Below are 24,975 nucleotides of genomic sequence, written 5' to 3'. Positions count from 1 at the left end.
GCAATGTTTAAAACGTAAAACGCCACTTTTTTAAGTGGCGTTTTCATTTAGAGTTTTGACTAGAACTGAGCAACAAACCTAAGATTATAAAGCTCTCCAGAGCCTCTTTCAGTGTAATTAGCAGTTACATAGTATTGGTCGTTAAAAAAGTACTTACCTTGTAAAACTAACTCAGAATCATCTATACCTGCACCTATGGCATAGTGATTACCAAAATAGTAGCTTAACATGGCATTGCTTGCAGAGTCATAAACACTGTCTTGGTGACCGACATCAACAGTAATGTATTGACTGCCGCTTAAATGATTAAAGTATCTGGCAGAGATGTTCCAATAGTCGAGTTCATCATCTGTTTCAGCTGTAAAGCCTAGGTAATCTTTCTCATTGATTTGGTGGTTATACTGGGCTTTCAGACGCCAATAGTCATCACCATACTCACGCTCATTTTTATTTACAGAGACTTTTAATGCATCGGCAAATAAGTAGCCTACACCTACTGTATAGTTATCCGCATCATCAATATCGTAAATTTCACCTGTAACAAACCAGTTTTTGTAATACCCCTCACCAAACATGCCAAGATAATCAGTGCTATCAGTATTAAAGTAATTTACTCGGATGTTTGAGTCTGTATCGAGGTAGCCATAATCATCGAGTACTCCAGAGTTTTGCTGCTCCTCAAAGTAGTAATGGCTTACTAATTGGTAGCCGTCAGAGTTATAATCGTCATGCTCGAGGTAAGTGTAATCAATACTGTTGAACCACTGCTTACCCACTTGTTGCTCTGTTGCTATTGAGCAGTTTGAATAGGCGAGTGTTGCAAGTGCAATGGGGGCTAGTTGTTTAAACATACATATCCTTGTTGTATTTTGATTTTCAGGTACTTTGACTTTCAGGTACATAGTACAACAAGTTGGTTAATGCATTGTAATAAAGTGTTAGAAGTATACGAATAGAGTTAATTTCGAAAGAGATATAAAAAAAACACAACAAATCGTAGTCGAGGTTTTATGAAGTGTTTTATTAACAAAAGCCACCTTGCTTAGAAGGTGGCTATTTCATTTTAGTTAAGCTTTATTTTAGTTAAGCTGTGTTGTTAGCGATATTTCTGCATTCATTAGTTTAGAAATAGGGCAACCTTGTTTGGTTTGCTGGCACAACTGGTTAAATTTTTCCTCTGAGATACCTTTAATTTTGGCACTAACATCAAGTGCAATGTGGCTTACTTCAAAGCCATCATCTACTTCGTCAAGGCTAACAGTTGCTTTGGTTGTAATATCATCAGCTACAAAATCAGCGTCGGTTAACGCCAGTGATAATGCCATGCTAAAGCAACTGCTATGTGCCGCAGCAATGAGTTCTTCGGGGTTGGTGCCAGGCTTGTCTTCAAAGCGAGTGTTGAAACCAAAAGGTTGGTTATCTAACGCGCCACTTTGTGTACTGATTTTACCCTTGCCTGATTTGATATCGCCAGACCAACTTGTGTGAGCCGTTTTTTTAATCGTCATCGTCATCTCCTTTGTAAATAATTTCGGCTAGTGTGAAATGATTTCAGAGTATTAGGCCGAAAAGTATGATTTGCTAAAGAAGTTGCAACTTAAACGCCAATTTTTCGCTTAGCTTCACGCTTGCAGCGCTCTGAACAATATTTTACATTTTCCCAATCTCGCTGCCATTTTTTACGCCATATAAAAGGCCGCTTACAGACAGAGCAAATTTTGCTCGGTAAATTAAGCTTTTTATGAGCCATGGCGTTGCCTTTTAAGACTTTTAACATGTTTTTGAAGCACAACTTTTGTACCCTGTTTCACATCATCGCGTTCTCTAAAAGACCATAATCGGTCCCGAGCTTGTTTTGCTGCTTGCTCTAAATCGACCATGGGCTCTGGGTAGTCTTCGCCGAGTTTAAAGTCATTAAAGAGGGCTTCCATCGGTGGTTGTAGCCATGGCTGATGAAGATCTTCTATGGGTAAGTCTTTAAGTTCAGGACACCAGGTTTTAATAAACATCCCCTCTGCGTCTTTGTCTTCAGATTGCTTTATTGGATTATATAAGCGAATGGTGTTGGTCCCTGTAACTGACGCCTGCATTTGGATTTGTGGGTAATGAATTCCAGGTTCAAAGTCTAAAAAATAACGCGATAGAATTAAACTGACAGGGTGCCAATGAATGTTCATATGATGGGTCATAAAACTCACTAACATGGCACGCATTCGAAAGTTTATATAGCCAGTTGCTGCCAAGCAGCGCATACATGCATCGATAATAGGGATACCAGTTTGACCTTGTTCAAAGCGTTTTAAGTGCTCTGTAACAAGTTCATCATCTCGATAAGGATAATGCAGGTAAGCAGGGTTTTGAGGTAGAAACTCCATACTGCATTGGCTTTCAAACTTTTGCATAAAGTGGCAATGCCAATGCAGCCTTGATTCAAACGCATGTAATGAGCGACGCCAGCTTAGGGGCTGCCTTGTGAAATAGTACTTTAGGGTTTGATAAACTTGCCGAAGGCTTAGGTTTCCCCAAGCTAAATAGGGTGAAAGCCGAGAGCAAGTCTCTCTACTTTTTGATGGGCTTGAGATACCGCTTTGATAGCCCTTAGCACGCTGTTCAATAAAGCTTTGTAAACAGGCTCTGGCAGCATGAGGGCCGCCATATTGAAACTGTTCATCCTGCTCTGATAAGCACTCAGTGTATTTAGCAACTTGATAATTTTCAGGTAGAACGGCTTTAAAGTTATGCCAATCTGGCGTTACAAGCGGTTGATTCATCACGCTGTGCCAATGAGCTTGCCAATCAAATTGTTTTGGTCGCGCTCTTATAACAGCACCAAGCGGGGTTTCATGCCATGGAATAGATTTAGTGAAAAGCCAATTTTTTATTGCTTTATCACGCTCGAAGGTATTTTTGAGGCCGATTTCTTGGTGGCTAAAAACGGCTCTAATATCAAACTCTTTTTCTAGCGATTCAAACACAGAGAGCATATCTTGATTATAAATCGCAATTTCAGCATCTTGTTTTTTTAACTGCGCATTTAGGTCACAAAGCGATTGATATACAAATCGCCAATGACGATGACTGTAATGAGGGTCATTTAGTAATAAAGGTTCGAAATTAAATAATAACAGACACGGATTAGATGAAGCAGCAGCTTCTGCCAGAGGCTGATGATCTGAAAGTCGCAAATCTCGTTTGAACCAAACAATATTGATTGCTTGTTTTACTGCGTTAAGCATTGCTATCTGTCTGTGTTAATTATGTATGCAGCAATACGAAGAGAGTAGAGGTTTAGATTACTTTATATCTGAGGTGTTTTATGTAAAAAGAAGCGGCCAGAATGACCGCTCTAATCGTTGCGTTTTATAACGCCGCAACGAATTTTTTAATATTCTCTTGTGCAGCTTCTAAGCTTTGTTCTGCGCCTGGCATTGCTAAGCCTTCTGCATAAATAAAGTCAACATCAGTCATACCAACAAAACCAAGCACATCTTTTAAGTATTTAGTTTGAGTGTCGATATCACTACCTTGGTACACACCACCGCGGGCAGCCAGTACCACAACTTTTTTGTTTTCAAGCAAACCTACTGCGCCTTGTTCAGTGTATTTAAACGTAATACCAGCACGTGCAATACGGTCAATCCATGTTTTAAACGTTGATGGAATACCAAAGTTATACATTGGCATACCGATAACGATAAGATCGTTGTCGTTAAGTTCGCCAATTAACTCGTCAGAGATTGCTGCAAGTGCTTTTTGCTCATCGCTGCGCTCGTTTACATCAGTCATCCATGCAGCCATTTCTGTTTGCGTAAGGTGATCAATAGCGTCGCTGCTTAAGTCGCGCACGGTGATCGCTACTTGGTCTTGTTCAGTCAGTTGACTTACAAATGTGTTTGTTAATTTAGTTGAGTTACCGTTTTCACCATTGAGTGAAGAATTTAAAACAAGTACTTTTTTCATCATTACACCTGCAAATTAGGAAGTTGTTCTCAGTATAAAAAAGTATAAAAAAAAATAATAATGCTATTTATCGAGCCGTTTGTTCGTTTTAAACGAATGTTTTTCTGTGAGCGAAGGGATGATTATGAATGTTATGTTGAACAAGTAAATGCATAAAGAAAGGGCGACCTAAGTCGCCTTTTTTATTGATATGCTAATTCAGCATCAATATTACGCATCAAGTTTGTTACCCAGTTGATGTATTGACGGTGAATCTTCTTACCATCGTAATCTAGGTTGATAGAGTCTTTGTAATCAATAGAATATTCTTTTTCATTAAAGCTAATTTCAACTCGTAATTGGTGCTTTCGAATATCTAATGTGCCTAAAACCTTACCTTCTTGATTTGCACGACATGTCCATCCAAGCTTCATACATGCCTTGAGTATATCGTTCTCGATACTTTTAAGGTCATGGCTTTTATTGGCAACTGTAGGTACGGGGTTAGAGTCAAAGTTACGAATAGGTACACTCGTGCTACATGCGGACAAAGTCAGTAGTGTAAAAAGTGCAAATACTCTCTTTTTCATGGTAAGTCCTTTTTGGAATTAAATCAGTGTGATTATGCGCTTTTTTAATAATTTGGTCTAGGTATCTTTTAAAAACCAAGCACTTACTGCACCAGCAAATCCAAGCACACTATAAAATAAGATCAGCTCAGCGGTGCTTAAATAGCTATTTAGCAAGCCTACACTCCCCAATAGCAACAGTATTAGCCCTATCACAGTATTACTAACTGACACATAATCAGTACGTTTATTCCCTTCAGCCATATCAACTAAGTAGGTTTTTCGGCCGAGCCGAACGCCCTGATGGGCAACTGTGAGTAAAAAATAACACAGCGGTAGTAACCAAAACTCATTAAGTGTTGCGGGACTAAAATACGCAACTAAATACACGGCTAAACCGTTAAGTGTGACAAGTATCGCTGCGAAAACGAGCACTCGGCGACTCGATAAGTCGCTTAATCTCCCCCAAATTGGCGCTGAAACGAGACTAGCAAGGCCAGAAAGAGCCATAAACGTGGCTAGTAGTGAAAAATCAAAGGCTTGTTCACTGGCAAGTACAATATAAAAGGGGGCGCTTAAAGCTGAGCAAAGTAACAATGCACGGGTAATAATAAAGTGGGCAAATTGTTTATCTTGATAGAGAAGTTTTAACTTTTTTAGAGCATGCAATAAGCCGTTTTCAGCGCCTTCAGTTGCCCCTTTATATTCTTTTATTCGGCTGTAACTCAGTGCTGCAAAAAGCCACATGAGCGCAGCTAATATGAGAGCAACATAAACGCCATTGTCATAACCCAAATGCTGTAAATACCATAATCCAAGGCCAAAGGTGAGCGTTGCAAAGCCTGCAAAACTGGCTGCAAAACCACTAATGCTTCCACGTTGCTGTTTCGGAATAACCTTACCCAACACATCTTTTGCTGCAATTGAATTAAAACCGCGGGCAAGGCTAAAGATAATCAAAATACCTATAATCGCAAAGCCTGCACTCGTACCTTGTAAGGTGAGGGCACAAATAAGGATAGCGATAATACATACTGCTTGAATGATAGCCCCAACCACCCACACCCATTTTCTAACCGCAAGCTGGCGAATTAAGTGAGCAATAGCAAGCTGCGGTAGCATAGAACCCGACTCACGTATTGGCACAAGCCACGCTATAAAGCTACTAGGCACATTAATACTTTGTAATAACCAAGGAAGCGTCACTTTAGGATTTAAAAGGGCATCAGCAAACTTGCTAAATAACTGACTCACTAAAAGGGTGATAAAGTTACCTGGCACGACCTTGCAGGCCGCTTCATCTATGGCTTTACATGCGCGCGCATCTTCGGTGTTACTAAGGCGTTGGTAGATGTCTTCTTTACTGAGCTTTTTCATGTTTTATAGTTCAGGAGAGGATCCGTTATTGCAATGGGCTGCATGGCAGCCCGATGGTTAAAAGTCGTTTTTGCTGTGTCGCTCGGCAAGTTGCTCTGCTTCATCACCCCAAATACGATTAACACGGCGACCACGTTGCACTGCAGGGCGGCGTTCAACTTGTTTTGCCCAGCGCACAACATGGGTATAAGACTCAACATCTAAAAACTCTGCTGCGTCATATAAATAGCCAAGTACAAGGCTTCCGTACCAAGGCCAAATTGCAATATCAGCAATTGAATACTCACTGCCTGCCATGTAGTCATGATCGCTTAAATGGCGGTTGAGTACGTCGAGTTGGCGTTTAACTTCCATAGTAAAGCGGTCTATTGGATACTGCATTTTAAACGGTGCATAACTATAAAAGTGGCCAAAACCACCACCTAAATAGGGCGCAGACCCCATTTGCCAAAATAGCCAGTTGCGACACTCGGTTTTACTTGTGTGGTCGCTTGGAATGAGTGCATCAAATTTTTCGGCCAAGTACTGTAAAATCGCACCCGATTCAAAAACACGGGTAACAGGCTTGGTGCTGTGATCCATCAATGCGGGGATCTTTGAGTTAGGGTTTACGCTAACAAAACCCGACGAGAACTGGTCACCATCAGCAATTTTGATCAAAAACGCATCATAGTCAGCGTCATTGATGCCAAGCTCAAGTAGCTCTTCAAGCATAATAGTGACTTTTTGACCGTTTGGTGTAGCAAGTGAATAGAGTTGTAATGCATGCTCACCCACAGGTAGATCCTGCTGGTGGGTAGCACCTGAAATTGGGCGATTTGTCTTAGCCCATTCGCCACCATTTTCGGCATCCCACTGCCACACTTTAGGCGGCGTATAACTGTCGTTATTACTCATTGAAACTCCTTTATTTGTGCTTTTGTGAATGTCACTACGAGACTACCATCCTAGTTGATCAACGTGAGCAAGGGAAGTAGAGTAATCAAATTATAAATATTAAGGAGGATGGTATGAAAAAACACGGTTTAGCAATTGGTTTAGAGCGCGTTGGCAGTACGTTTTATTTAACTTTTAAAGTCGTTGGAAAACTCACTCATGATGACTATACAAAACTCACTCCCTTAATTGAAAATGCACTAGCGTCAGTTCCTCACGCAAAAATCAGAGCTTATGTTGATATTACAGAGTTAGAGGGATGGGAGCTTCAAGCAGCATGGGATGATTTAAAGCTGGGGCTTAAGCATAACAAGGCGTTTTGCCGCATTGCTTTATTAGGAAATGCGAAATGGCAACAAGTGGCTAGCAAGGTGGGTAATTGGTTTACCAGTGGTGAAGTGAAGTATTTTGAGGATGCGAGCATTGCACGTGAATGGTTACATGAATAAGGTGGCCTGTGATAAAGCATAATCAAATAAAGGTGGCGACATTTAACCTTTATAATTATTTAGCGCCACCGAATGCATTTTATGATTTCCAGCGTATTTATAGTGCACAGCAATGGGCAAAAAAACAGCGCTGGTTAGCCGATTATCTTGAAAACCAACAGCCTGATATCATTGGTTTCCAAGAAGTGTTTAGTATTGATGCTCTAAAACAGCAAGTAAGCGAACAAGGTTATCCTTATTTTGCTGTCGTTGATGAACCCACTATTATTGATGAGTTTATATATCGTGATCCTGTTGTTGCGATTGCTTCACGCTTTAAAATAGTGGCTGTTGCCAAGGTGGAGTATGACACAGATTACGCAGCGCAAATGGGGCTCAAAGGGTTTCGTTTTAGTCGTGATATTGTTCGCGCTACGATAGATGTGCCACATATTGGCATTGTTGATTGCTATGTACTGCACTTTAAATCAAAGCGTAGCATGATTGATAACGAATACGATGACACCAGCACTGAGCAACAAAACTTACTTAAGCAGTTAAAAGATCAGGTAGCAGGGCGCTGGGCATCAAGCATACAGCGTGGCAGTGAAGCTGCACTATTTTTGATAGAAGTCATCAATCGCAGAGCGCAAACAAATAACCCTGTTATTGTGATGGGGGATTTTAATAATGAGTTGCATGACGGTGTACTCAATCATTTAATTGCCGATAATTCACGGCTTACTGAAAATCGTCAAAATAGTGCGTATCGCTCACATTTTACCTTACAGGATAGTTGGCAGCTTTATCAGCGTCATGTAGTGACCGAAAGCGACAGAGAGGCAACCCATTACTTTGGCAGTAGTAGTTCAGTGTTTGACTATATTTTGCTTTCAAGGGAATTTGATGCAGGGTTTCACAGCAGTTTTTTTGAAGTCGTTGATTATCACACCTATGATCAGCACTTGATCAACCCACAGTTTGCTTATGATGACCAAAGCACCGACCATGGTGTTGTGATGATCACAATGGCACTGCGTAGTTAATTGTTTTTGATCCAGCCAATACTAAGTAGATATCGGTTACCAGAAATGACTTTAGTGACTTGATGTTCACAGACATCGGGCCGAAATAATTTGATGCGAGCACTTTCGTAAATTGGTTGTGCACAAATAAACTCGCCACCAGTTCGCGCTTTTTTGAGCACAATGTTAAGCCGAAAGTGTTTACCCGCCGCTACCTTATCAGTGTGCGCAGGCACTTCGCTACCTTCAGGAAAGCGCAATATATAAACATCAAATTTAATTGGCCACAATAGCATTTTGTCGTAGCCCGAAAGTTGCCGACCTTTTTCAAAGCGAAAGCGCTTTTTAATCATAGGTTATTGTATTTTTTATCACGCTTTGCCATCAGATAACCTATAAACGCGCCACTTATAGCACCAAATAAATGGCTCTCAAAAGAGATATGAATACGCTGCGGGAATACTCCCCAAATCAAGCCGCTGTAAAGTACAACGACGGCAATGCTGATTAAAATTGCTTTGAATGAGCGGTGCATGATGCCATAGCAGATTAGATAACCCCATAAACCATAAATTACGCCACTCAAACCTACATGAATATTACTACGGCCGAATAACCAAACGAGTAGCCCACCAAGCAGTGCAGTGCCAGTAAAGACTAGCCAAAAACGTTTTACGCTGTATTGGCATACCAGCCACGCAAGAATAGCAAAAGGCACTAAATTACTGACCAGATGCGCCCAGCCGCCATGTAAAAAGGGGGCAAAGAACACGCCAGACACACCAGATATTTGACGAGGTAATATGCCAAAAACGTTAAGGTTTACACCAGGGAGTGAGTTGGCAATTTGCAGCACCACACAAAGTAACATGATGCCCAAAATAGCAAACCGTTTGCTACTGATAGGGGGAAGTTTGGCAGCTGATTTTTCAGTCATGGTTGAAGGCTCTTAAATCAATTCGACCGAATCAGTATAACTTATTAATAGTGAAGGTAAACACCTTGACGTACAAGGTGTTTACTGAATAATGAATTGTGATTTTTAACCTAGTTTAGTTAGCAGTTTTTTCGCTGCAAGCTCTGAACTTGCAGGGTTTTGTCCTGTGATTAATAAACCGTCTTCAATGGCAAGTACGCCCCAGTCATCGGTTTTTTGGTAGTGACCGCCTTGTTTGATTAGCTCATCTTCTACGAGCAACGGTACCACATTGGTAAGCTGTACAGCATCTTCTTCAGAGTTACTAAAGCCAGTAACTTTTTTATCAAACACGACTGATTTACCTGCTGCATTTTTCGCATTGAGTAATACAGCACTTGCATGACATACCGCGCCAACAGGCTTGTTTGAATTTAAAAATTGTTCAATCAAACTAATAGAGTCCTGATTATCAACTAAGTCCCACAATGGACCATGGCCGCCTGGGTAAAATACAGCGTCAAATTCCTCTGCATTTATCTCGCTCAATGGTTTAGTGTTTGCCATCAAGGTTTTTGCTGCGCTGTCTTCTTCAAAGCGTTTGGTTGCATCTGTGGCAGCGTCAGGTGCGGCGCTATTTGGATCGACGGGAGGTTGGCCGCCTTTTACTGATGCAAGGGTTACATCTGCACCAGCATCAACAAAGGCGTAGTAGGGGGCTGCAAACTCTTCTACCCAAAAACCTGTTTTATGACCTGTATCACCCAATTCATCGTGTGAAGTAAGTACCATTAAAATTTTCTTAGCTGACATAGTGAATCCTTTTGTGAGTTTTAAACATCGTTGATAACACTATAGGGATGAAAACTAAGTTAAACAACGCAGATAAACTTGACTTCATTGGTTTAATAATTGATACAATTATTCAGGCCATATTAGGAATCCATATGAAAGTATCGTTCGAGCAACTAAAAAGTATGGTGGTGTTTGCCCATATTGTGCAGCAAGGTAGCTTAACCAAAGCGGCTCAGCAACTAGGCTTGTCGCGAGCTGTGGTGAGTTATCACTTAAAAAAGCTAGAGCAGCAATTGCAACTCACCTTATTAAATCGTTCAACCCGCACTATGACACTAACAGAGGCGGGTATGGCTTATTACGAACGTTGTCAGGCCATTACAGAGCACGCAGAGGCAGCTAATCTGCATCTTGAGAGCTTAAAAAGTGAGCCCGTTGGGGTAATTAAACTGAGTTGTCCGGTGAATGTCGGCTTACAACTTGTAGTGCCCGCGCTGGCTCAGTTTAAACGTTTGTATCCTAAAATCGACATAGACTTACAACTGAGTGATGATGTGGTTGACGTTATCAAAGAAGGCTATGATTTGGCTATTCGAGGGGTTGCGCTTGAGAGTTCAAACTTACAAGCGACTAAGCTGGCAAGCATGGCAACATGCTTATGTGGTTCAGTTGATTACTTTACAAAACACCCCATACCAAAGAGCATTGCTGATTTAGCAGTGCATACTTGGGTCGTGTACCAGCCAAGCAGCGCTATTGTGACTCTTGAAAAAGACAAGCGTCGTTTTGATATAGCAGTCAGTGGTGGCATAAGTACTAACAATGCCGCAGCACGCACTGCTTTTGTTGAAGCGGGACATGGCTTAGCTAAAATCCCTGTTTATGATGCACTTCCTAGGATTAAGGCTGGCTTATTGCGAACAGTATTAGAGGATTACAAAACCGCAGATATTGAGCTTTATGGTGTGTTCCCGCCTGGGGCAGCGGGAAGCAAAAAATTGCGTGTTTTACTTGATTACCTAAAGGACTATTTCGCTAATCAAGTGGCAACGCTGGCGATTTAAACAAGCGTTCGATTAAATAAAGTAACGGCTTGTTGATACATGCTGATGGCAAGGGCAGGGTCGTAACGCTCGCCTTCATCGCGCATGAAGGCGTGTTGGGCATTAACTTCTTGCCACTGGTAATTAATTCCTGTTGCCACCGCTTGTTGGTAAATTTTAAGGCGGCCTTCTTTTGGTACATGTGGGTCTTGCTTACCCCAGACAAAGTGAATTTCACCTTTGATATCAGCCATGCGTTCGAACGAGTTATTACCTGCTTGCGCCACTAAGGTATCGCTGTGTATATCTGTTGCATATAAACAAAATGCGGCTTTAATATTAGAGTTTAACGCTGCGCGATATGCAAGGTGACCACCAATACAGACACCCATCGCACCGATGTGGCCTGTGCAGTAATCTTGAGTGCGTGCAAATGCAATTAAGGCTTCAGTATCACTGTCGTGGCTCTCAATTGGTTTAGCCCACTTGTCGGCATTGCCTTTATCCTTACCCGCATCATCGTAGGCAAGTACAGTACCTATAGGGTTTAACTCATGAAACACTTCGGGCACTAATACCACAAAACCATGACCTGCCAGTATTGCAGCAGCGCGTGCGATTGGCGCAGTTTCTTGAAAAATCTCTGAATAGAAAATAATACAAGGGAACTTCCCTTCATCTACTGGGCGATAAACGCTGGTGCGCATTGGCCCTGTTGGGGTGGCTATATCGTGGCTATGGTGTTGAATGATCATAAAATGCTCGGCTAAATAAAACTCTATGTTAACCGAGCACGATAAAATAAACGACTGTAGCCGTAAAACTTTTAAATACTGGCAGGCATGTTATTACAACTCGCGTAATAGCTAACCGTTGCAGGCCAATCAGAGAAGATACCTATGACACCAACATCTTTGGCTAATACATCAAGCACGGTCATCATATCGCCATCGTTATCAATAACATCGGCAACTGATTGATAATAATAGCCGCCACCATTATTTAACGGGCCTGAGCGTTCGAAACTCCATGCTATGATTTTAAGGCCTGCCGCTTTGGCATCAACTGCATATTGTGAAGGCACTATGTTATTGTCGTTATCAATGGTTAATAGCATCCAGATTGGTGGTGCAATAATCTTAACACCGTCACTGTAAAGTGCAGCCATACTGGGTTGCCAAGTGTCAGGATTATTAGGATCAAAGCCTGCATCACTATCACGACCATCCAAGTAAACACTTTGAGCAGCAAAGTCTGGATTGTTATTTATCCAATATTTTACATCATCTAAGTTAAATGACTGTGGAAAAACATGATTAGCGGGCACGTCCATTTGTATGTACTCATCGAGCATTTTTTGTGCGTACTGCTCTTGGCTCATACCATCAAAAGGCATGCTAACTGCTGGCGATTTAAGTTCAGGAGTCATTTTTACACCTAACTCTTTAAACAATGCAATACTTTGTTTATGTGTCATTAGGGTGCCTGTATTTGCATATAAATCAGTGCGCCAGCTAGGCGTTCCTTTCATATAGTCAGCCACATTAGTTGCGTTGGTGTTTGCACCATCCATTTTGCCTTCAAGGGTTAAAAACTCTGCGAGGCTGATATCGCTAGTACAACATTTAGCAGAGGCAGGCGTACCACTGTTAGGATCTGCTGGAGTAAAAGGTTCACTGCATTTTGCAGCTAACTCTGGAATAGCTAAAATATTCGTGGTGGTATGTAAGTCACACTGCGAATGGCGACATACTAATTCTTTATCGTTTGTAAAGGTGACATCACACTCGACAATGCCAGCCCCCATGCGAGCCGAAGCTATGTAAGACTCTTTAGTGTGTTCAGGGTATTGCATAGGCGCTCCTCGATGACCGATTGAAAAATCAGTACGGTAAAAGGGGCCTTCTTTACACGATTCTAGTTTTGTTTTTAGTGTACTGTCTGCCATGTCATCAATGAGGTAGTCTGGGCGAGTGCCAAGCTGAATATTGGTGCCCTGCGCCACTTCTACGACAATGGGGGTTGGAACTTCAACAACTTGAACATCAGTATTTGTGACAACAACTTCTTTTTCGACAACTTCTACATCATCATCACAACCAGCAAGAACGCCTATTAATAAGCAACTAGTCAGTAAGGGTATGTGTTTCACTATTTTCGCATCCTTTAAAATAAATGAGTGCATCACCTTAATCATCATTAATGACAATAAAACGACAGTAAGCTTAATTTATTTTTTCACAATGGCTTGGTTCACAATTAAAGCTAACAGTATAACGGCTGCGCCAATACTTAATCTGAGAATGTCGGCATCACGGTTCCAAATAACAATATTGACAATAATCCCCGCAGGGATCAGTAGGTTATTCATTACTGCGAGCGCACCCACATTGACAATAGTCGCGCCTTTATTCCATGCAAAATAACCAAGTCCAGAGGCAATTGTTCCGAGGTAAATCAGGACACCCCATTGTGTGGTTGTGGTAGGGAGCTTACTGGTATCACCAAATAAACCATAGCAAACTAATGCGACGATGAGTGCACCAATGAAAAACCATGCGAACACACGAGAATGCGCAATGTGTTCGTGTTGCATTAATCGTTTATAGGTCACTTGTCCTGTTGCAAAGCAAATATTGGCAGCCTGCACAAGTAGCATTCCAAGCAGGTAGTTTTCATCAATGCCTTCGTAACGAATAGCGACTGCTCCGACAATGGCCAGCATGGCGGCAAGCAAGAATTTAGCATTGAAGCGTTTTTCAAGAATATCGTTTAATAAGGTGATATAAAGCGGTGTCATAACCGTGAATAACAGCACTTCAGGCACACTGAGGTACAAAAACGAATGGTAATAAAAGCTGTACATCACACCCAGCTGCACCGCCCCTATTGCCATCAGTTTAAGTGCTAAAGCTTTAGGGGTTTTACGCCAGTGCAGAAAAGGTAAAAATACGCAGGTGGCTAAGCCAATACGCATCAACACACTGAACCATGCATCGACTTGTCCTGCTAAATAAACACCAATAAGACTAAACGAAAAGGCCCAAAGCAGGGTAACAGCAAATAAGTAGGTCATGTTTTATGGTAATTGATTCTAAAATTGCACTATAACAAAAAGCCCGCAATAATTGCGGGCTTTCATCACTTAGCGAATAATTTAACTATTACTCAACTAAACCACGACGCTTTAATAGTGCGTCTGTTGTTGGTTTTTGACCACGGAATTCAATGTAGCTTTGCATTAAGTCGCGGCTGTTACCTTTTGATAACACTTCTTTACGGAAGTTATCACCATTTTCACGGGTTAAGCCACCTTCTTCTGTCATGTGTGCAAACGCATCTGCTGCGAATACTTCAGTCCAAAGGTACGCATAATAACCTGCTGAGTAACCACCAGCGAATGTGTGGCTGAAGTAGCAAGACTTATAACGAGGCGGTACTGGGTAGTAGGCAATACCGTGCTTGTCTAATGCATCATGTTCAAACTTTTGCACATCTGTAATATCAGCATCAACACCAAATGAATGCCATTCCATATCAAGCAGTGCCGCGGCTAAGTACTCAGTTGTATCAAAACCTTGATTGAACTTTTGTGATTCGAGTACTTTTGCAAGTAATGCTTTTGGAATTGGCTCACCTGTTTTGTAATGCTTGGCATAGTTTGCCAGTACAGTCGGTTCGATGTTCCAGTCTTCATTTGCTTGTGAAGGGAATTCAACAAAATCACGTGCTGTGGCAGTACCGGCGAGGCTAGGGTATTTAACGTCAGAGAATAAACCATGAACAGCGTGACCAAACTCATGGAACATGGTTGTTACTTCAGAGAAGGTCATGAGTGTAGGTTGGCCGTCAGCTGGCTTAGGAATGTTCTGTGCGTTGTAGATTACCGGCATGGTGTCTTTTAGACCGCTTTGGCTGACATAAGAGCTCATCCATGCACCGCCGCGTTTGCCTTCACGTGCATATGGATCCATGTAGAATAGGCCGATAGCGCTGCCATCTTCGTTAAATACTTCAAATACCATTACGTCTTCATGATAAACAGGTAAGTCTGTACGTTCTTTAAAGGTAATGCCGTACAGTTTATTCATCGCAAAGAATAGGCCGTCGTGGATCACTGATTGCATTTCAAAGTAAGGCTTAACTAACGCAGGGTCTAAGTCGTACTTTTCTTGGCGTACTTTTTCAGCATAGAATGCCCAATCCCACGGTTGTAAGGCAAAGTTTTTGCCAGACTTTTTAATTACTTGCTGGATTTGTTCTGCTTCAGCTTCTGCTTTGGCAACCGCTTTCGGTGCTAAGTCATCAAGAATGCCGTAAACGTTTTCTGTTGTTTGCGCCATACGTGTTGTCATCACATACGAAGCCCAGTCTTGGTAACCCAGTAATGCTGCTTTTTCTGCGCGTAGCTTAGTCTCTTTAAGAATGATTGGGCCATTAGTTGCTTGTGCGCGAGTTGCAGAAGTGGTCCACACTTTTTCACGTAGCTTACGATTTTCAAGGCTTTGTAAGATAGGCTGACGAGTCGTGTTGACAAGCGTGATCATGTAACCTTCTTTACCTGCTTTTTGTGCCGCAGCCGCAAGGCTTGCAATTTCAGCCTCAGACAATCCAGCCAGCTCGCTTTTATCTGTTACTAAAATCACATCTTCTTTGAATGATTTTAAGATATTTTGTGAAAACTCTGTTGAAAGTTTGGCAAGTTCCGCGTTGATTTCACGCATTTTTGCTTTTTCAGTTTCGTTAAGCTTTGCACCCGCGTTAACAAACTTTTTATAGTAAAAATCGACAAGGCGTTGATCTTCAGCATTTAAAGATGATTTGTCATCGTAGATACTTTGCACGCGAGCGAATAAGGCTTTGTTTAGGTAAATATCATCAGTATGAGCAGACATAATAGGCGCCATTTTAGCGGCGATACGTTGATACTCACTGTCAGAGATCAAACCTGATAAATTAAAAAATGCCGCAGAAGTGCGGTCTAATAGCTCACCAGATAGTTCCATTGCAACAAGGGTATTTTCAAATGTTGCAGGCTCAGGGTTGTTTGCAATCTTTGCAATTTCAGCTTTTTGCTGTGCAATACCCGCTTCAAATGCTGGCTCGTAGTCTTTGGTTGAAATTTTATCAAACTCAGGAGCCATGTATTGTAAAGGGCTTGGCTTGAAAAGAACGTTGGTAACATTAGCTGTTTGTGTTTCAGCAGCAGTTTCAACTTGAGTTTGCGTGTCAGCTTGCTGTGAACTACAAGCTGAAAGTAAAAGTGCACTAGCAATCGTTGTTGCTATCAGGGTCTTATGCATGAGAACTCCAATTTAAAAATGTGCTTGGTACATTCATTATTCGAGAGAATACACCAATGATGAGAGCTTTTTTAAATTACCAAATTTTAGACTAGAAACAATTAAATCTATCGGTTTATTAGGATGGTTGAGCGCAAAACGGGAATAAAGTGTTTCAAAAATGCACAAAAAAGCCGTCTTACTATAAATCGGACGGCTTTATTATCTAGTAATGTAATAATAAGAAAAATTAATGTGATTTATACATCGACGGTTATGCATGAATCAATTATAACCGAGTACAAACTTTTTCTCCGAGCCGAAGTTTTCAGGCATCGCATTTCCGAACTCTTTGTTGATCAGTGCTAACGTGTTTTCTTGTTCTGCAAGCAAGTTTAAAATGCGGTTTCTGTAATCTAAGCTCGACTCAAACAAGTTTAAATCAACCATTGGCTGGAGTGTTGCTAGTTTCTGTGTAAGTGTCATTTGTGACATTGTGCTCTCCTCATGCTACTTATAGCTCTCACTGTTTATATAGCATCTGTGTTCAAAAATAGTTAATAATTAGCGCATTTCGTGCATAAAGAACTTAGTATTTACCAAGTTTTCACTTATTATGCCGTGCTAAACTTAGTCACAACTGAACCAAATTCATTTTTTCTAGGAATGTTAATTTATGAGCCTTGCTGATCTGCAATCTGCATTATCGTTTGTATTGTTTACTTACAACGATGTGCAAATTACTGTGCTAAAAATTATTCAAGTGCCTTTGGTGCTTTTTTTAATGTGGTTTGTGGTCACGTGGATAGGTCGATTAATTAAAAAAGCATTACTTGCAAAAAACCTAGGCCCTGATGCTGTTCATTTATTCACCCGTATATATCTTGTCGTTACGATAGCGGTGCTTGTGTTTACCTCACTTGAGGTACTCAATATTCCATTAACAGCGTTTGCTTTTGTCTCTGGTGCAATTGCTATTGGTGTCGGTTTTGGTGCACAAAACATTATTAATAACTTTATTAGCGGTTGGATACTCATGTGGGAGCGACCAATACGTATTGGTGACTTTCTAGAAGTAGGGACGGCGAAAGGGGTTGTTGAAACAATTAACACACGCTCTACACGCATTCGTCGTAACGATGGTGTGCATATGTTAGTGCCTAATAGCCAACTGCTTGAAAATACCGTAACTAACTGGACTCTGATTGATCGTAATGCGCGCTCATCCGTTAATGTCGGTGTTGCTTATGGTTCAGATGTGGTGTTGGTTGAAAAGTTGATTAAGCAAATTTTGGATGAGCATCCGGCTATTTTAAAAACACCCGCCTCATCAGTCTTATTTGATGACTTTGCAGATAGTTCATTAACGTTTAGTGCTATCTTTTGGGTATGTGCGGAATCAGAAGCGCCACTTCGACAGGTACGAAGTGAGCTACGTTTCAGTATATATAAAGTGTTTGCTGAGCACGATGTTACCATCGCATTCCCGCAGCGCGACATTCATATTGATGGCGAAATTGCCTTAAAACGTCGAAGTACACAAAAATAAAAAAAGCGGCTTAGCCGCTTTTTTTACGCTTGTTCATTGAGCTTTTTAAGCTTAAATGCGAGCAGTACCATCATGGTACCAAACACAATGGCGTAAGTGGCTACTAACCAAAGTAAGGTTAGGACACCTGCGCCAGGGTTAAACATTAAGTAAGCACCAAAAATGATGGATATGACACCACTGGCAATTAAAATCCACTCATTATTGATTTCTTTGCGAAGCTTACTAGCGATAATGATTTCAATTACCCCCATTGCGATAGCCCATGCCGCAATAAAATATAACATTAAAATAGCGGTAACATTGGGCGCAAACAAAGTGACTAATGCCGCAGCAATTGAGATAAGGCCGCCAATAAGTAGCATCCACCACAATGGGTTGTCTTTTTTAGAAGCAAAAGCCAGCCATGCGCGAATTGCGCCATCTACAAAGAAATAAGCAGCAAAAATAAACATCAACACAGCAAGTGATGCCTCGGGTGCAAGCCAGCCACAAAGCCCGAAGATTATCGCAATCACGCCATGAATAAATAGTGATGACCAATGTGGAATCAACGAATTTGAAATATGCATAAAAAGTTCCTTTGCCTAGGTTAGAGGGGCTAACAGGTTTTAATAGATCTAACATTTAAGCTACTTAAAGCAAAGGAATTTAATTAATATTTGTACAGTTAAAAAAGCATGCTCTAATCTAATATTATGAATTTGAGTCTATTCATTATCTTGCTACAAGGATGAGAGAGTGAAAAATTTAGCCACTACTTTTTTGTGCGTCATGTGTTACCTATTGGTTATCTGTATGGCCGCAGTAGGGAGTAAGGCATACGCTATGAGTACGCCAGAGGTCACTGTAAAGTCACTTATTGATAAAAATGATAAAGAAAAAACTGATGAAGAAAAAGAAGTGACGAGTGCAGAGGCAGGGAGCTCACTTACTAGTCAGCAAGCTGATGAGGCTTTATTTTTCGATGAATTCAATCGAATTACTCCGCGAAATACAATGTATGGTTTTTTAACCGCTGCACGGGCACGCGACTTTGAATTAGCTAGTCACTACCTCGATTATCGTAACTTACCGCAAGATGCTGCTGCCATTGGTCAGATGAAGCTGGCTGAAAATCTATCTTTAATATTAGATAGAACTTTATGGGTTGATATTGATAACCTGAGTAATAAGCCTGACGGCAAAAAAAATGAAGCGGTACCAAGTTATCGCGATCTTGTCGGTGAAATTTCCACTTCACAAGGGAAAGTGCAAATCTTATTACAGCGTGTTCCAAATAAACAAGGGACGCAAACGATTTGGAAAATTTCCAATGCGACAGTGAGCAAAATCCCCCTATTAATCAAAGAGTATGGGTATAACCGCATAGGAGAGTGGCTATATCAGTCTTTACCAAGTTTTGAATTTTTAGGTGTAATGCTGTGGCAATGGGTCTACTTTGCATGTTCTTTTATTTTCTTTGTACTCGTCGCAATTGTGTTAACACGACTCGTTTCTTTTGTTTTAGTGCACTTAAAGTTTCCCATACAGCAAGACATTGTTGATTTTATCAATGGACCAATCTGTTTATTAATAGCAGTAATAATGTCGCGTTCGTTAAGTGATGAATCTAATGTAACCATTGCTTTTTTGGCCGTAATTCATGGCGCCACGGTTTTGCTTTTAGCATGGACTTGGGTGTTTTTACGTATTGTTGATATTACGAAACATCGCTTGAGCCAGCGTTTTATTCGCCAAGATAAACCTCATGCTGTTTTCTTGCTTAGGCCTGTGAGTAACGTCATAAAAACCAGTATCGTGATTATTATGTTATTTGTCTGGTTCGAGAATTTGGGCTTTAACGCGACGACCTTACTTGCTGGTCTGGGTATCGGTGGGCTTGCTATCGCACTTGCTGCACAAAAAACGGTTGAAAATATCATTGCAGCAATCACGCTTTATACATCAGCACCTGTACGAATTGGTAATTTGTGTAAGTTTGACAATCACCTCGGAACAATTGAAGAGATAGGCCTGAGGGCAACACGTATACGCACACTTGATCGCTCGGTAATTTATGTAGCGAATGCTAAGTTTGTGGATATGCAGCTTGAAAATATTTCTGAGCGAGAACGCATTTCATATCGACCTAAGTTAATGCTCAGCGCAAAAACAGAGCAGCAAAACTTACATGCTTTTATGGCGTCTGTTCGTGCACTACTTAAAGAGCATGAACATATTGCCGATGAGCCTTGTCGAGTACGATTTAAAGGTTTTACGCCTTGGGCTTTACAAATCGATGTACTAAGCTACGTAGAGACAGTCGATTTTGCGTTTTACATGGAAATAATTGAAGAGTTAAATATGGCGATGTTAGGTTTGCTGAACGAGCATAATTGTGAATTAGCCAACCCAGAATTTGCTCGTGTAGTAGGTTCGTAATGAAAATTGTCGCAAATGAAAGTAGTTCTCAGTTGTGTGGATTCTCTACACATCGTTGTTATATAATGAACAGGACATATGTCCGCTAAAGTGTAAAATAGTTGCATAATTTCTTCTAAATGCTTTGATGTTGCCGCTAATTGTTGTAAAAAAATTGTATATTTATAATTTTTAATGCAGTAAAAGTGTCATAAAGTGTTATAATCGTCAGCGTTCGTTCAGCCTCTTTACCTCGTTTTGCACTCTCGATTTAGAGGTCCGCGCAGCTTATTATAAGGCGCGAAAAATTGGCCGAGCCCGTCAAATGATTTGACGCAACATCATCACCGTTGAATAAGAGTGCATAAAAAAGGTTAAAACCCGACATGAAAGCAATGAAAAGATCTACGTTAGCAACCCTAATCAATGCAACGTTGTTCTCTGCTGTAGCAGGTACTTCATTTTCAACTCTTGCTGCAGACGAAGCACCAGCAGCAAAAAACAACCAATTAGAAGTTATCCAAATCACTGCTCGTAAGCGTGTGGAAAATGCTCAGGAAGTACCTGTTGCAGTATCTGCGCTGCAAGGTGATAACTTAGATGCTTACAGCTCAGCTGGTATGGATATTCGCTTTATGAATGCGAAAATCCCAAGTTTATCAATCGAATCTTCGTTTGGTCGTTCATTCCCACGCTTTTATGTTCGTGGTCTAGGTAACACAGACTTTGATTTGAATGCTTCTCAACCTGTTTCTTTAGTGGTTGATGAAGTCGTTCAAGAAAACGCAATCTTAAAAGGTTTCCCTGTATTTGACGTTGCTCGCGTAGAAGTATTACGCGGCCCACAAGGTACATTATTCGGTCGTAACACGCCGGCTGGCCTTGTTAAATTTGATACAGTTAAACCATCACAAGAATTTGAAGGCTATGGTTCAGTATCTTACGGTAGCCGTGGCGCAGTTGATTTTGAAGGTGCTGTTGGCGGTGGCCTAACAGACCGTTTATCAACACGTGTTTCTGTACTTTGGCAAGAAAAAGACGATTACATTGATAATCGCGCACCAGGGTTTGAGCAAGATGACGTATTAGGTGGTTACACTGAAAAAGCGGCTCGTGTTCAATTCTTATATGAAGGTGATGATTTCACAGGTTTATTCAACTACCACACGCGTGATATGGACGGTAAGCCAATTGCATTCCGTGGTAACGCAATCAAAGCGGGTACAAACGATTTAGTTGATGGCTTTGAACACGATGTGGTTTTCCACGATGCAGCTTCACGTGCGACACAGCAAGTTGAATCACAAGGCGCAAGCTTAAAGCTTGAGTGGGACATCAACGATTTAACACTTACGTCAATCTCTGCATGGGAAAGTGCTGAAATCTATTCTCGCGCTGACATCGACGGTGGTTACGGTTTCTTTAATGCAGACGACCCGACAGCACCTATGGGCCCAGGTTTTATTCCGTTCACTTCTGAAAGTGCTGACGGTATTCCAGATCAAGACCAATACACGCAAGAACTTCGTTTATCAAGTAACTATGCTGGTGACGTAAATTTCCAAGTCGGTGTATTCTACTTTGACGAAGCGCTAACAATCGAAAACTTCAGCTACGACACATATGGTGCAACACCGGGTGAGTTAAACGGTTATGTTATCCAGCAGCAAGATACTAAGGCATGGGCGGTATTCGGTTCATTAGATTACACAATCACTGATGACTTAAAAGTAACAGCGGGTCTTCGTTACTCTGATGACGAGAAAGAGTTCTCAGCAAACCGTACTTTAAGCCCTGCTGGTGGCGGTGCGTTATTCTTAACAGAAAACCCAAGTGACGATCACGTTAGCTGGGATTTATCTGCTAACTACAAGATCAACGACGAGGTAAACTGGTACGCGCGTGTTGCTAATAGCTTCCGTGCCCCAAGTATTCAGGGTCGTATCTTATTCGGTGATGAAGTAACTGTTGCTGAGTCTGAAACTGTAACATCTTTTGAAACAGGTATTAAATCAGACGTACTCGATGGCCGTGGTCGTGTAAATGCGACTGTGTTCTACTACACAATGGATGACCAACAATTAACAGCTGTGGGTGGTGGTGCAAACTTCAACCGTCTAGTTAATGCTGATAAGACAACTGGTTATGGTTTTGAGTTAGACACTGAGTGGGTATTAACTGATAACCTAAATGCGACGTTTAACTTAAGCTACAACAACACTGAGCTTAAAGATAAAGATTTAGCCGTTGCTGTTTGTGCACAATGTACTGTAACAGATCCAACATTCCAAGTACCGGGCGCATTTGGTCCTGAAGACCGTGCTATCTTAGATGGTAACAGCCTACCGCACGCACCTGAGTGGATCTCTAACGTCACATTACGTTATAGCCGTGAAGTTGCTGACGGTGAATTCTTCACTTACGCTGACGTGTCTTACCGTAGCGAAATCAACTACTTCTTATACGAGTCAGTTGAGTTTGAAGGCAAGCCATTAACAGAAGTGGGTTTACGTGCAGGTTATGCTTGGGCTGAAGGCGACAACGAATATGAAGTATCAGCATTCGTTCGTAACATGTTCGACGAGCAACAATCAATCGGTGCTATCGACTTCAATAACAACACAGCAATGGTGAACGAAGAGCGTTACATCGGTGCTGAGTTCAAAGTAAGCTTCTTCTAAGCTGAAATAATAAGTCCTATTAAAACCCGCTGTATAGCGGGTTTTTTCGTTTATAATCGCGTTGGTAACTGCTAAAGTGGCAGGATTAATTTAAGAGAAAGAGAATAGCTATGGCTGGATTTTGGAACTACCGTGTGATTTTTTGTGAAGCAACAAAAGATGAAGCGGCACAATATCAAATTCATGAAGTTGAATATAACTTAAATGGTAAAGTGACTAACTGGTCAGAAACTGGAGCAGCGCCTTTTGGCAATACAGTTGAAGAGCTAGAAGCTGACGCTGATCGTTTAAAAACGGCGTTTTCTAAGCCAGTTTTAAAAGTGGTTAGAAAGCAACGTGGCTACGAGCTAGTTGATGTCGAAACAGGCGAAGACGCCTTTGCGGAGCCACCTGCGGGCTTAACTGAATAATCACGCTGAATTAATTAAAGGTGCCAATGGCACCTTTTTACTTTAACTTTGAAGGAATGAGGATGACTTTAAAAGCAGTATTATTTGATATGGATGGCACGCTGGTTGATTCTGAAAGTGTGCATTTTAATATTTGGAATGATTTACTCGCGCCTTTTGGCGTGCAATATGATGAGGCTACATTTTGCCAACGCTTTTCAGGCAGACCGACCCTTGAAGCCGCAAAAGAAGTGGTTGAAAAATATCAGCTTACGATTAGCCCTGAACAATTAACAAATGATAAGTATGCTGCATTTGGTCGCTTCGTAAGCTCGAATTTGCCAGCGTTTATGCCTTACGCAAAAGAAGTATTAGAAGAAATTAAAGCGAGCGGTTTAAAAATGGCGTTAGTAACAGGCAGTGCTAAAGATGAAGCGTATCCTATTTTAAAAGGCTATGGCATTTTTGATTGGTTTGATTGTGTAGTCACGAAAGATGATGTGATAAATCCCAAGCCTGCAGGCGATCCATATCAACTCGCTCTTGATACCTTACAGATTAAGGCAGATGAAGCAATTGCAGTTGAAGATACATTCACAGGTGTAAGCGCTGCAAGTAACGCAAACGTGCCTGTGTTTGCTGTACCAAACCACTTCACATTAGAGCATGATTTTAGTAAAGCGGCAGGAAAGTTCGAGAATCTAAAAGATCTTCTAAAATGGGTACAAAATAAGCTATAGTTTAGAAAATGATTCTTTGCAGGGATGCATTTATGAGCTTTCTATTTCGCAGACTCGTTACTTTACTGTGCTGTAGCCTATTTACAGCAATCGCTGTGGCAACACCAAAAGTTCAACTCGCTAAAGTATATGACGCTGATAGTGTTGTTGTCAGTGATTACCTCGTGAGTGAAAAGTACGATGGTGTACGTGCAATCTGGACTGGCACTCAATTCCTAACCCGCGCAGGAAATACGATTAATGCGCCTGCTTGGTTTACAGCTCCTTTACCTAAGGTTTGGCTAGATGGCGAACTTTGGAGCAAACGGCAAGACTTCGCTAACCTGAGTGGCATTATTCGAACACAGCTTCCCGTTGATAATGACTGGCAGAATGTAAGTTATATGGTCTTTGATATGCCAGACTCTAGCCTCCCTTTTAGCGAGCGTTATAAAAATTATCTAGGGTTGGTAGCGCAGTTAAACGTTAAGCACATAATCGCAGTAGAACAAAAACACTTTGAAAATAATCATCAACTTAGTATGTACATGGATGATTTAATAGCAAAGGGTGCTGAAGGAGTGATGCTACATTTAGCGTCTGCGGTGCATCGCTCTGGGCGCAGTGACGCTTTATTAAAGCTTAAACCCTATCTTGATGCCGAGGCAATTGTTATTGCGCATTTGCCAGGAAAAGGTAAGTATAAGAATATGTTAGGTGCACTTAAGGTGCGTAGCGCTGAAGGAGTAGAGTTTAAAATCGGCTCGGGGTTTTCAGACCATCAGCGGCAATTTCCTCCGGCAATAGGCAGTACCGTTACCTACAAATACCATGGTTTTACCAAACATGGACTACCACGTTTCGCCAGCTTTTTACGTGAGCGAAGTGCCTTATAAGTTTAAACATTCAAAAACAGCTGTAATT

Annotated in this window: 26 protein-coding genes; 9 read left to right on the top strand and 17 right to left on the bottom strand. The window is 41.3% G+C overall.

The annotated features are described in order from the left end of the window. Positions 1-59 precede the first annotated feature (59 nt). The 8 genes from L3V41_RS10465 to yghU form a co-directional block, all read right to left on the bottom strand. Complete coding sequence (locus L3V41_RS10465; protein ID WP_062570461.1) at positions 60-851, bottom strand: putative porin; 792 nt, start codon at positions 849-851, stop codon at positions 60-62. Between the two features lie 228 nt (positions 852-1,079). Beyond that, complete coding sequence (locus L3V41_RS10460; protein WP_062570462.1) at positions 1,080-1,508, bottom strand: OsmC family protein; 429 nt, start codon at positions 1,506-1,508, stop codon at positions 1,080-1,082. 89 nt (positions 1,509-1,597) lie between these two features. Continuing rightward, positions 1,598-1,750, bottom strand: a complete 153-nt coding sequence (locus tag L3V41_RS10455) for a DUF2256 domain-containing protein (RefSeq protein ID WP_237127679.1) — start codon at positions 1,748-1,750, stop codon at positions 1,598-1,600. After that, a complete protein-coding gene (locus L3V41_RS10450; RefSeq protein ID WP_237127678.1) occupies positions 1,740-3,236 on the bottom strand; it encodes a deoxyribodipyrimidine photo-lyase in 1,497 nt (498 codons plus the stop codon). The genes L3V41_RS10455 and L3V41_RS10450 overlap by 11 nt, the downstream gene beginning before the upstream one ends. Before the next feature lie 124 nt (positions 3,237-3,360). Next, on the bottom strand, positions 3,361-3,960 hold the full coding sequence (locus L3V41_RS10445) for an NAD(P)H-dependent oxidoreductase (protein WP_237115240.1): 600 nt from the start codon (positions 3,958-3,960) through the stop codon (positions 3,361-3,363). 182 nt (positions 3,961-4,142) lie between these two features. Next, the gene (locus L3V41_RS10440) at positions 4,143-4,529 is read right to left on the bottom strand and encodes a hypothetical protein (RefSeq protein WP_062570465.1); all 387 of its coding nucleotides are present in this window, start codon (positions 4,527-4,529) and stop codon (positions 4,143-4,145) included. Positions 4,530-4,586: 57 nt separating this feature from the next. Continuing rightward, the gene (locus L3V41_RS10435) at positions 4,587-5,885 is read right to left on the bottom strand and encodes an MFS transporter (protein WP_237127677.1); all 1,299 of its coding nucleotides are present in this window, start codon (positions 5,883-5,885) and stop codon (positions 4,587-4,589) included. A 57-nt stretch (positions 5,886-5,942) separates the two neighbouring features. Then, entirely contained in the window at positions 5,943-6,782 is an 840-nt protein-coding gene (yghU, locus tag L3V41_RS10430) for a glutathione-dependent disulfide-bond oxidoreductase (protein ID WP_062570467.1), read from the bottom strand. A 113-nt stretch (positions 6,783-6,895) separates the two neighbouring features. On the opposite strand from yghU, the gene L3V41_RS10425 reads away from it, so the two are divergent. Then, positions 6,896-7,270: an STAS/SEC14 domain-containing protein gene (locus L3V41_RS10425; RefSeq protein WP_062570468.1), complete on the top strand. Its 375-nt coding sequence runs from the start codon at positions 6,896-6,898 to the stop codon at positions 7,268-7,270. 8 nt (positions 7,271-7,278) lie between these two features. Further along, positions 7,279-8,295 carry an endonuclease/exonuclease/phosphatase family protein gene (locus L3V41_RS10420; protein ID WP_237127676.1) on the top strand — a complete coding sequence of 339 codons (1,017 nt, stop codon included), beginning with the start codon at positions 7,279-7,281 and terminating at the stop codon, positions 8,293-8,295. Here the strand turns inward: L3V41_RS10420 and L3V41_RS10415 are convergent. The 3 genes from L3V41_RS10415 to L3V41_RS10405 all read right to left on the bottom strand — a co-directional run bounded on the left by L3V41_RS10415 (position 8,292) and on the right by L3V41_RS10405 (position 10,003). Continuing rightward, entirely contained in the window at positions 8,292-8,627 is a 336-nt protein-coding gene (locus tag L3V41_RS10415) for a 2OG-Fe(II) oxygenase (protein ID WP_237127675.1), read from the bottom strand. The two genes, L3V41_RS10420 and L3V41_RS10415, sit on opposite strands and share 4 nt — an antisense overlap. Then, the gene (locus L3V41_RS10410) at positions 8,624-9,211 is read right to left on the bottom strand and encodes a rhomboid family intramembrane serine protease (protein WP_237127674.1); all 588 of its coding nucleotides are present in this window, start codon (positions 9,209-9,211) and stop codon (positions 8,624-8,626) included. The genes L3V41_RS10415 and L3V41_RS10410 overlap by 4 nt, the downstream gene beginning before the upstream one ends. Positions 9,212-9,316: 105 nt before the next feature. Beyond that, positions 9,317-10,003, bottom strand: a complete 687-nt coding sequence (locus L3V41_RS10405) for a type 1 glutamine amidotransferase domain-containing protein (RefSeq protein WP_193988546.1) — start codon at positions 10,001-10,003, stop codon at positions 9,317-9,319. Positions 10,004-10,137: 134 nt separating this feature from the next. Here L3V41_RS10405 and L3V41_RS10400 point away from each other — a divergent pair, with 134 nt between their 5' ends. Continuing rightward, entirely contained in the window at positions 10,138-11,049 is a 912-nt protein-coding gene (locus L3V41_RS10400; RefSeq protein ID WP_062570473.1) for a LysR family transcriptional regulator, read from the top strand. On the opposite strand, the gene L3V41_RS10395 is transcribed toward L3V41_RS10400, so the two are convergent. From L3V41_RS10395 to L3V41_RS10375, 5 genes are all read right to left on the bottom strand, one after another. Continuing rightward, entirely contained in the window at positions 11,046-11,783 is a 738-nt protein-coding gene (locus L3V41_RS10395) for a dienelactone hydrolase family protein (protein WP_237127673.1), read from the bottom strand. The genes L3V41_RS10400 and L3V41_RS10395 overlap by 4 nt on opposite strands. Before the next feature lie 71 nt (positions 11,784-11,854). Next, positions 11,855-13,180, bottom strand: a complete 1,326-nt coding sequence (locus L3V41_RS10390; RefSeq protein WP_237127672.1) for a glycerophosphodiester phosphodiesterase family protein — start codon at positions 13,178-13,180, stop codon at positions 11,855-11,857. 78 nt (positions 13,181-13,258) lie between these two features. Further along, positions 13,259-14,104, bottom strand: coding sequence for a carboxylate/amino acid/amine transporter (locus L3V41_RS10385; RefSeq protein WP_062570475.1), 846 nt, complete (start codon positions 14,102-14,104; stop codon positions 13,259-13,261). A gap of 88 nt (positions 14,105-14,192) precedes the next feature. Beyond that, complete coding sequence (locus L3V41_RS10380) at positions 14,193-16,331, bottom strand: M3 family metallopeptidase (RefSeq protein WP_237115019.1); 2,139 nt, start codon at positions 16,329-16,331, stop codon at positions 14,193-14,195. 264 nt (positions 16,332-16,595) lie between these two features. Then, positions 16,596-16,805: a hypothetical protein gene (locus L3V41_RS10375; protein ID WP_062570477.1), complete on the bottom strand. Its 210-nt coding sequence runs from the start codon at positions 16,803-16,805 to the stop codon at positions 16,596-16,598. A gap of 181 nt (positions 16,806-16,986) precedes the next feature. On the opposite strand from L3V41_RS10375, the gene L3V41_RS10370 reads away from it, so the two are divergent. Then, positions 16,987-17,859 (top strand): mechanosensitive ion channel domain-containing protein, encoded by an 873-nt coding sequence (locus L3V41_RS10370; protein WP_237127671.1) that lies wholly within the window; start codon positions 16,987-16,989, stop codon positions 17,857-17,859. A gap of 23 nt (positions 17,860-17,882) precedes the next feature. On the opposite strand, the gene L3V41_RS10365 is transcribed toward L3V41_RS10370, so the two are convergent. Continuing rightward, entirely contained in the window at positions 17,883-18,431 is a 549-nt protein-coding gene (locus L3V41_RS10365; protein ID WP_062570479.1) for an HdeD family acid-resistance protein, read from the bottom strand. A gap of 256 nt (positions 18,432-18,687) precedes the next feature. On the opposite strand from L3V41_RS10365, the gene L3V41_RS10360 reads away from it, so the two are divergent. The 5 genes from L3V41_RS10360 (at position 18,688) to L3V41_RS10340 (ending at position 24,947) form a co-directional block, all read left to right on the top strand. Further along, positions 18,688-20,283: a mechanosensitive ion channel domain-containing protein gene (locus tag L3V41_RS10360; protein WP_237127670.1), complete on the top strand. Its 1,596-nt coding sequence runs from the start codon at positions 18,688-18,690 to the stop codon at positions 20,281-20,283. Positions 20,284-20,648: 365 nt separating this feature from the next. Next, positions 20,649-22,943: a TonB-dependent receptor gene (locus tag L3V41_RS10355; protein ID WP_062570480.1), complete on the top strand. Its 2,295-nt coding sequence runs from the start codon at positions 20,649-20,651 to the stop codon at positions 22,941-22,943. 110 nt (positions 22,944-23,053) lie between these two features. Continuing rightward, the gene (locus L3V41_RS10350) at positions 23,054-23,353 is read left to right on the top strand and encodes a hypothetical protein (RefSeq protein ID WP_062570481.1); all 300 of its coding nucleotides are present in this window, start codon (positions 23,054-23,056) and stop codon (positions 23,351-23,353) included. Positions 23,354-23,415: 62 nt separating this feature from the next. Continuing rightward, positions 23,416-24,072: an HAD family phosphatase gene (locus tag L3V41_RS10345; RefSeq protein WP_062570482.1), complete on the top strand. Its 657-nt coding sequence runs from the start codon at positions 23,416-23,418 to the stop codon at positions 24,070-24,072. A gap of 32 nt (positions 24,073-24,104) precedes the next feature. Then, on the top strand, positions 24,105-24,947 hold the full coding sequence (locus tag L3V41_RS10340; RefSeq protein WP_228074435.1) for a DNA ligase: 843 nt from the start codon (positions 24,105-24,107) through the stop codon (positions 24,945-24,947). The last annotated feature ends 28 nt before the right edge of the window (positions 24,948-24,975 follow it).

This window comes from Pseudoalteromonas sp. L21, from assembly GCF_021728035.1.
In the GTDB taxonomy this organism is placed as follows: Bacteria; Pseudomonadota; Gammaproteobacteria; order Enterobacterales; family Alteromonadaceae; genus Pseudoalteromonas; species Pseudoalteromonas arabiensis.
This window is presented reverse-complemented; position numbering and strand designations above follow the sequence as displayed.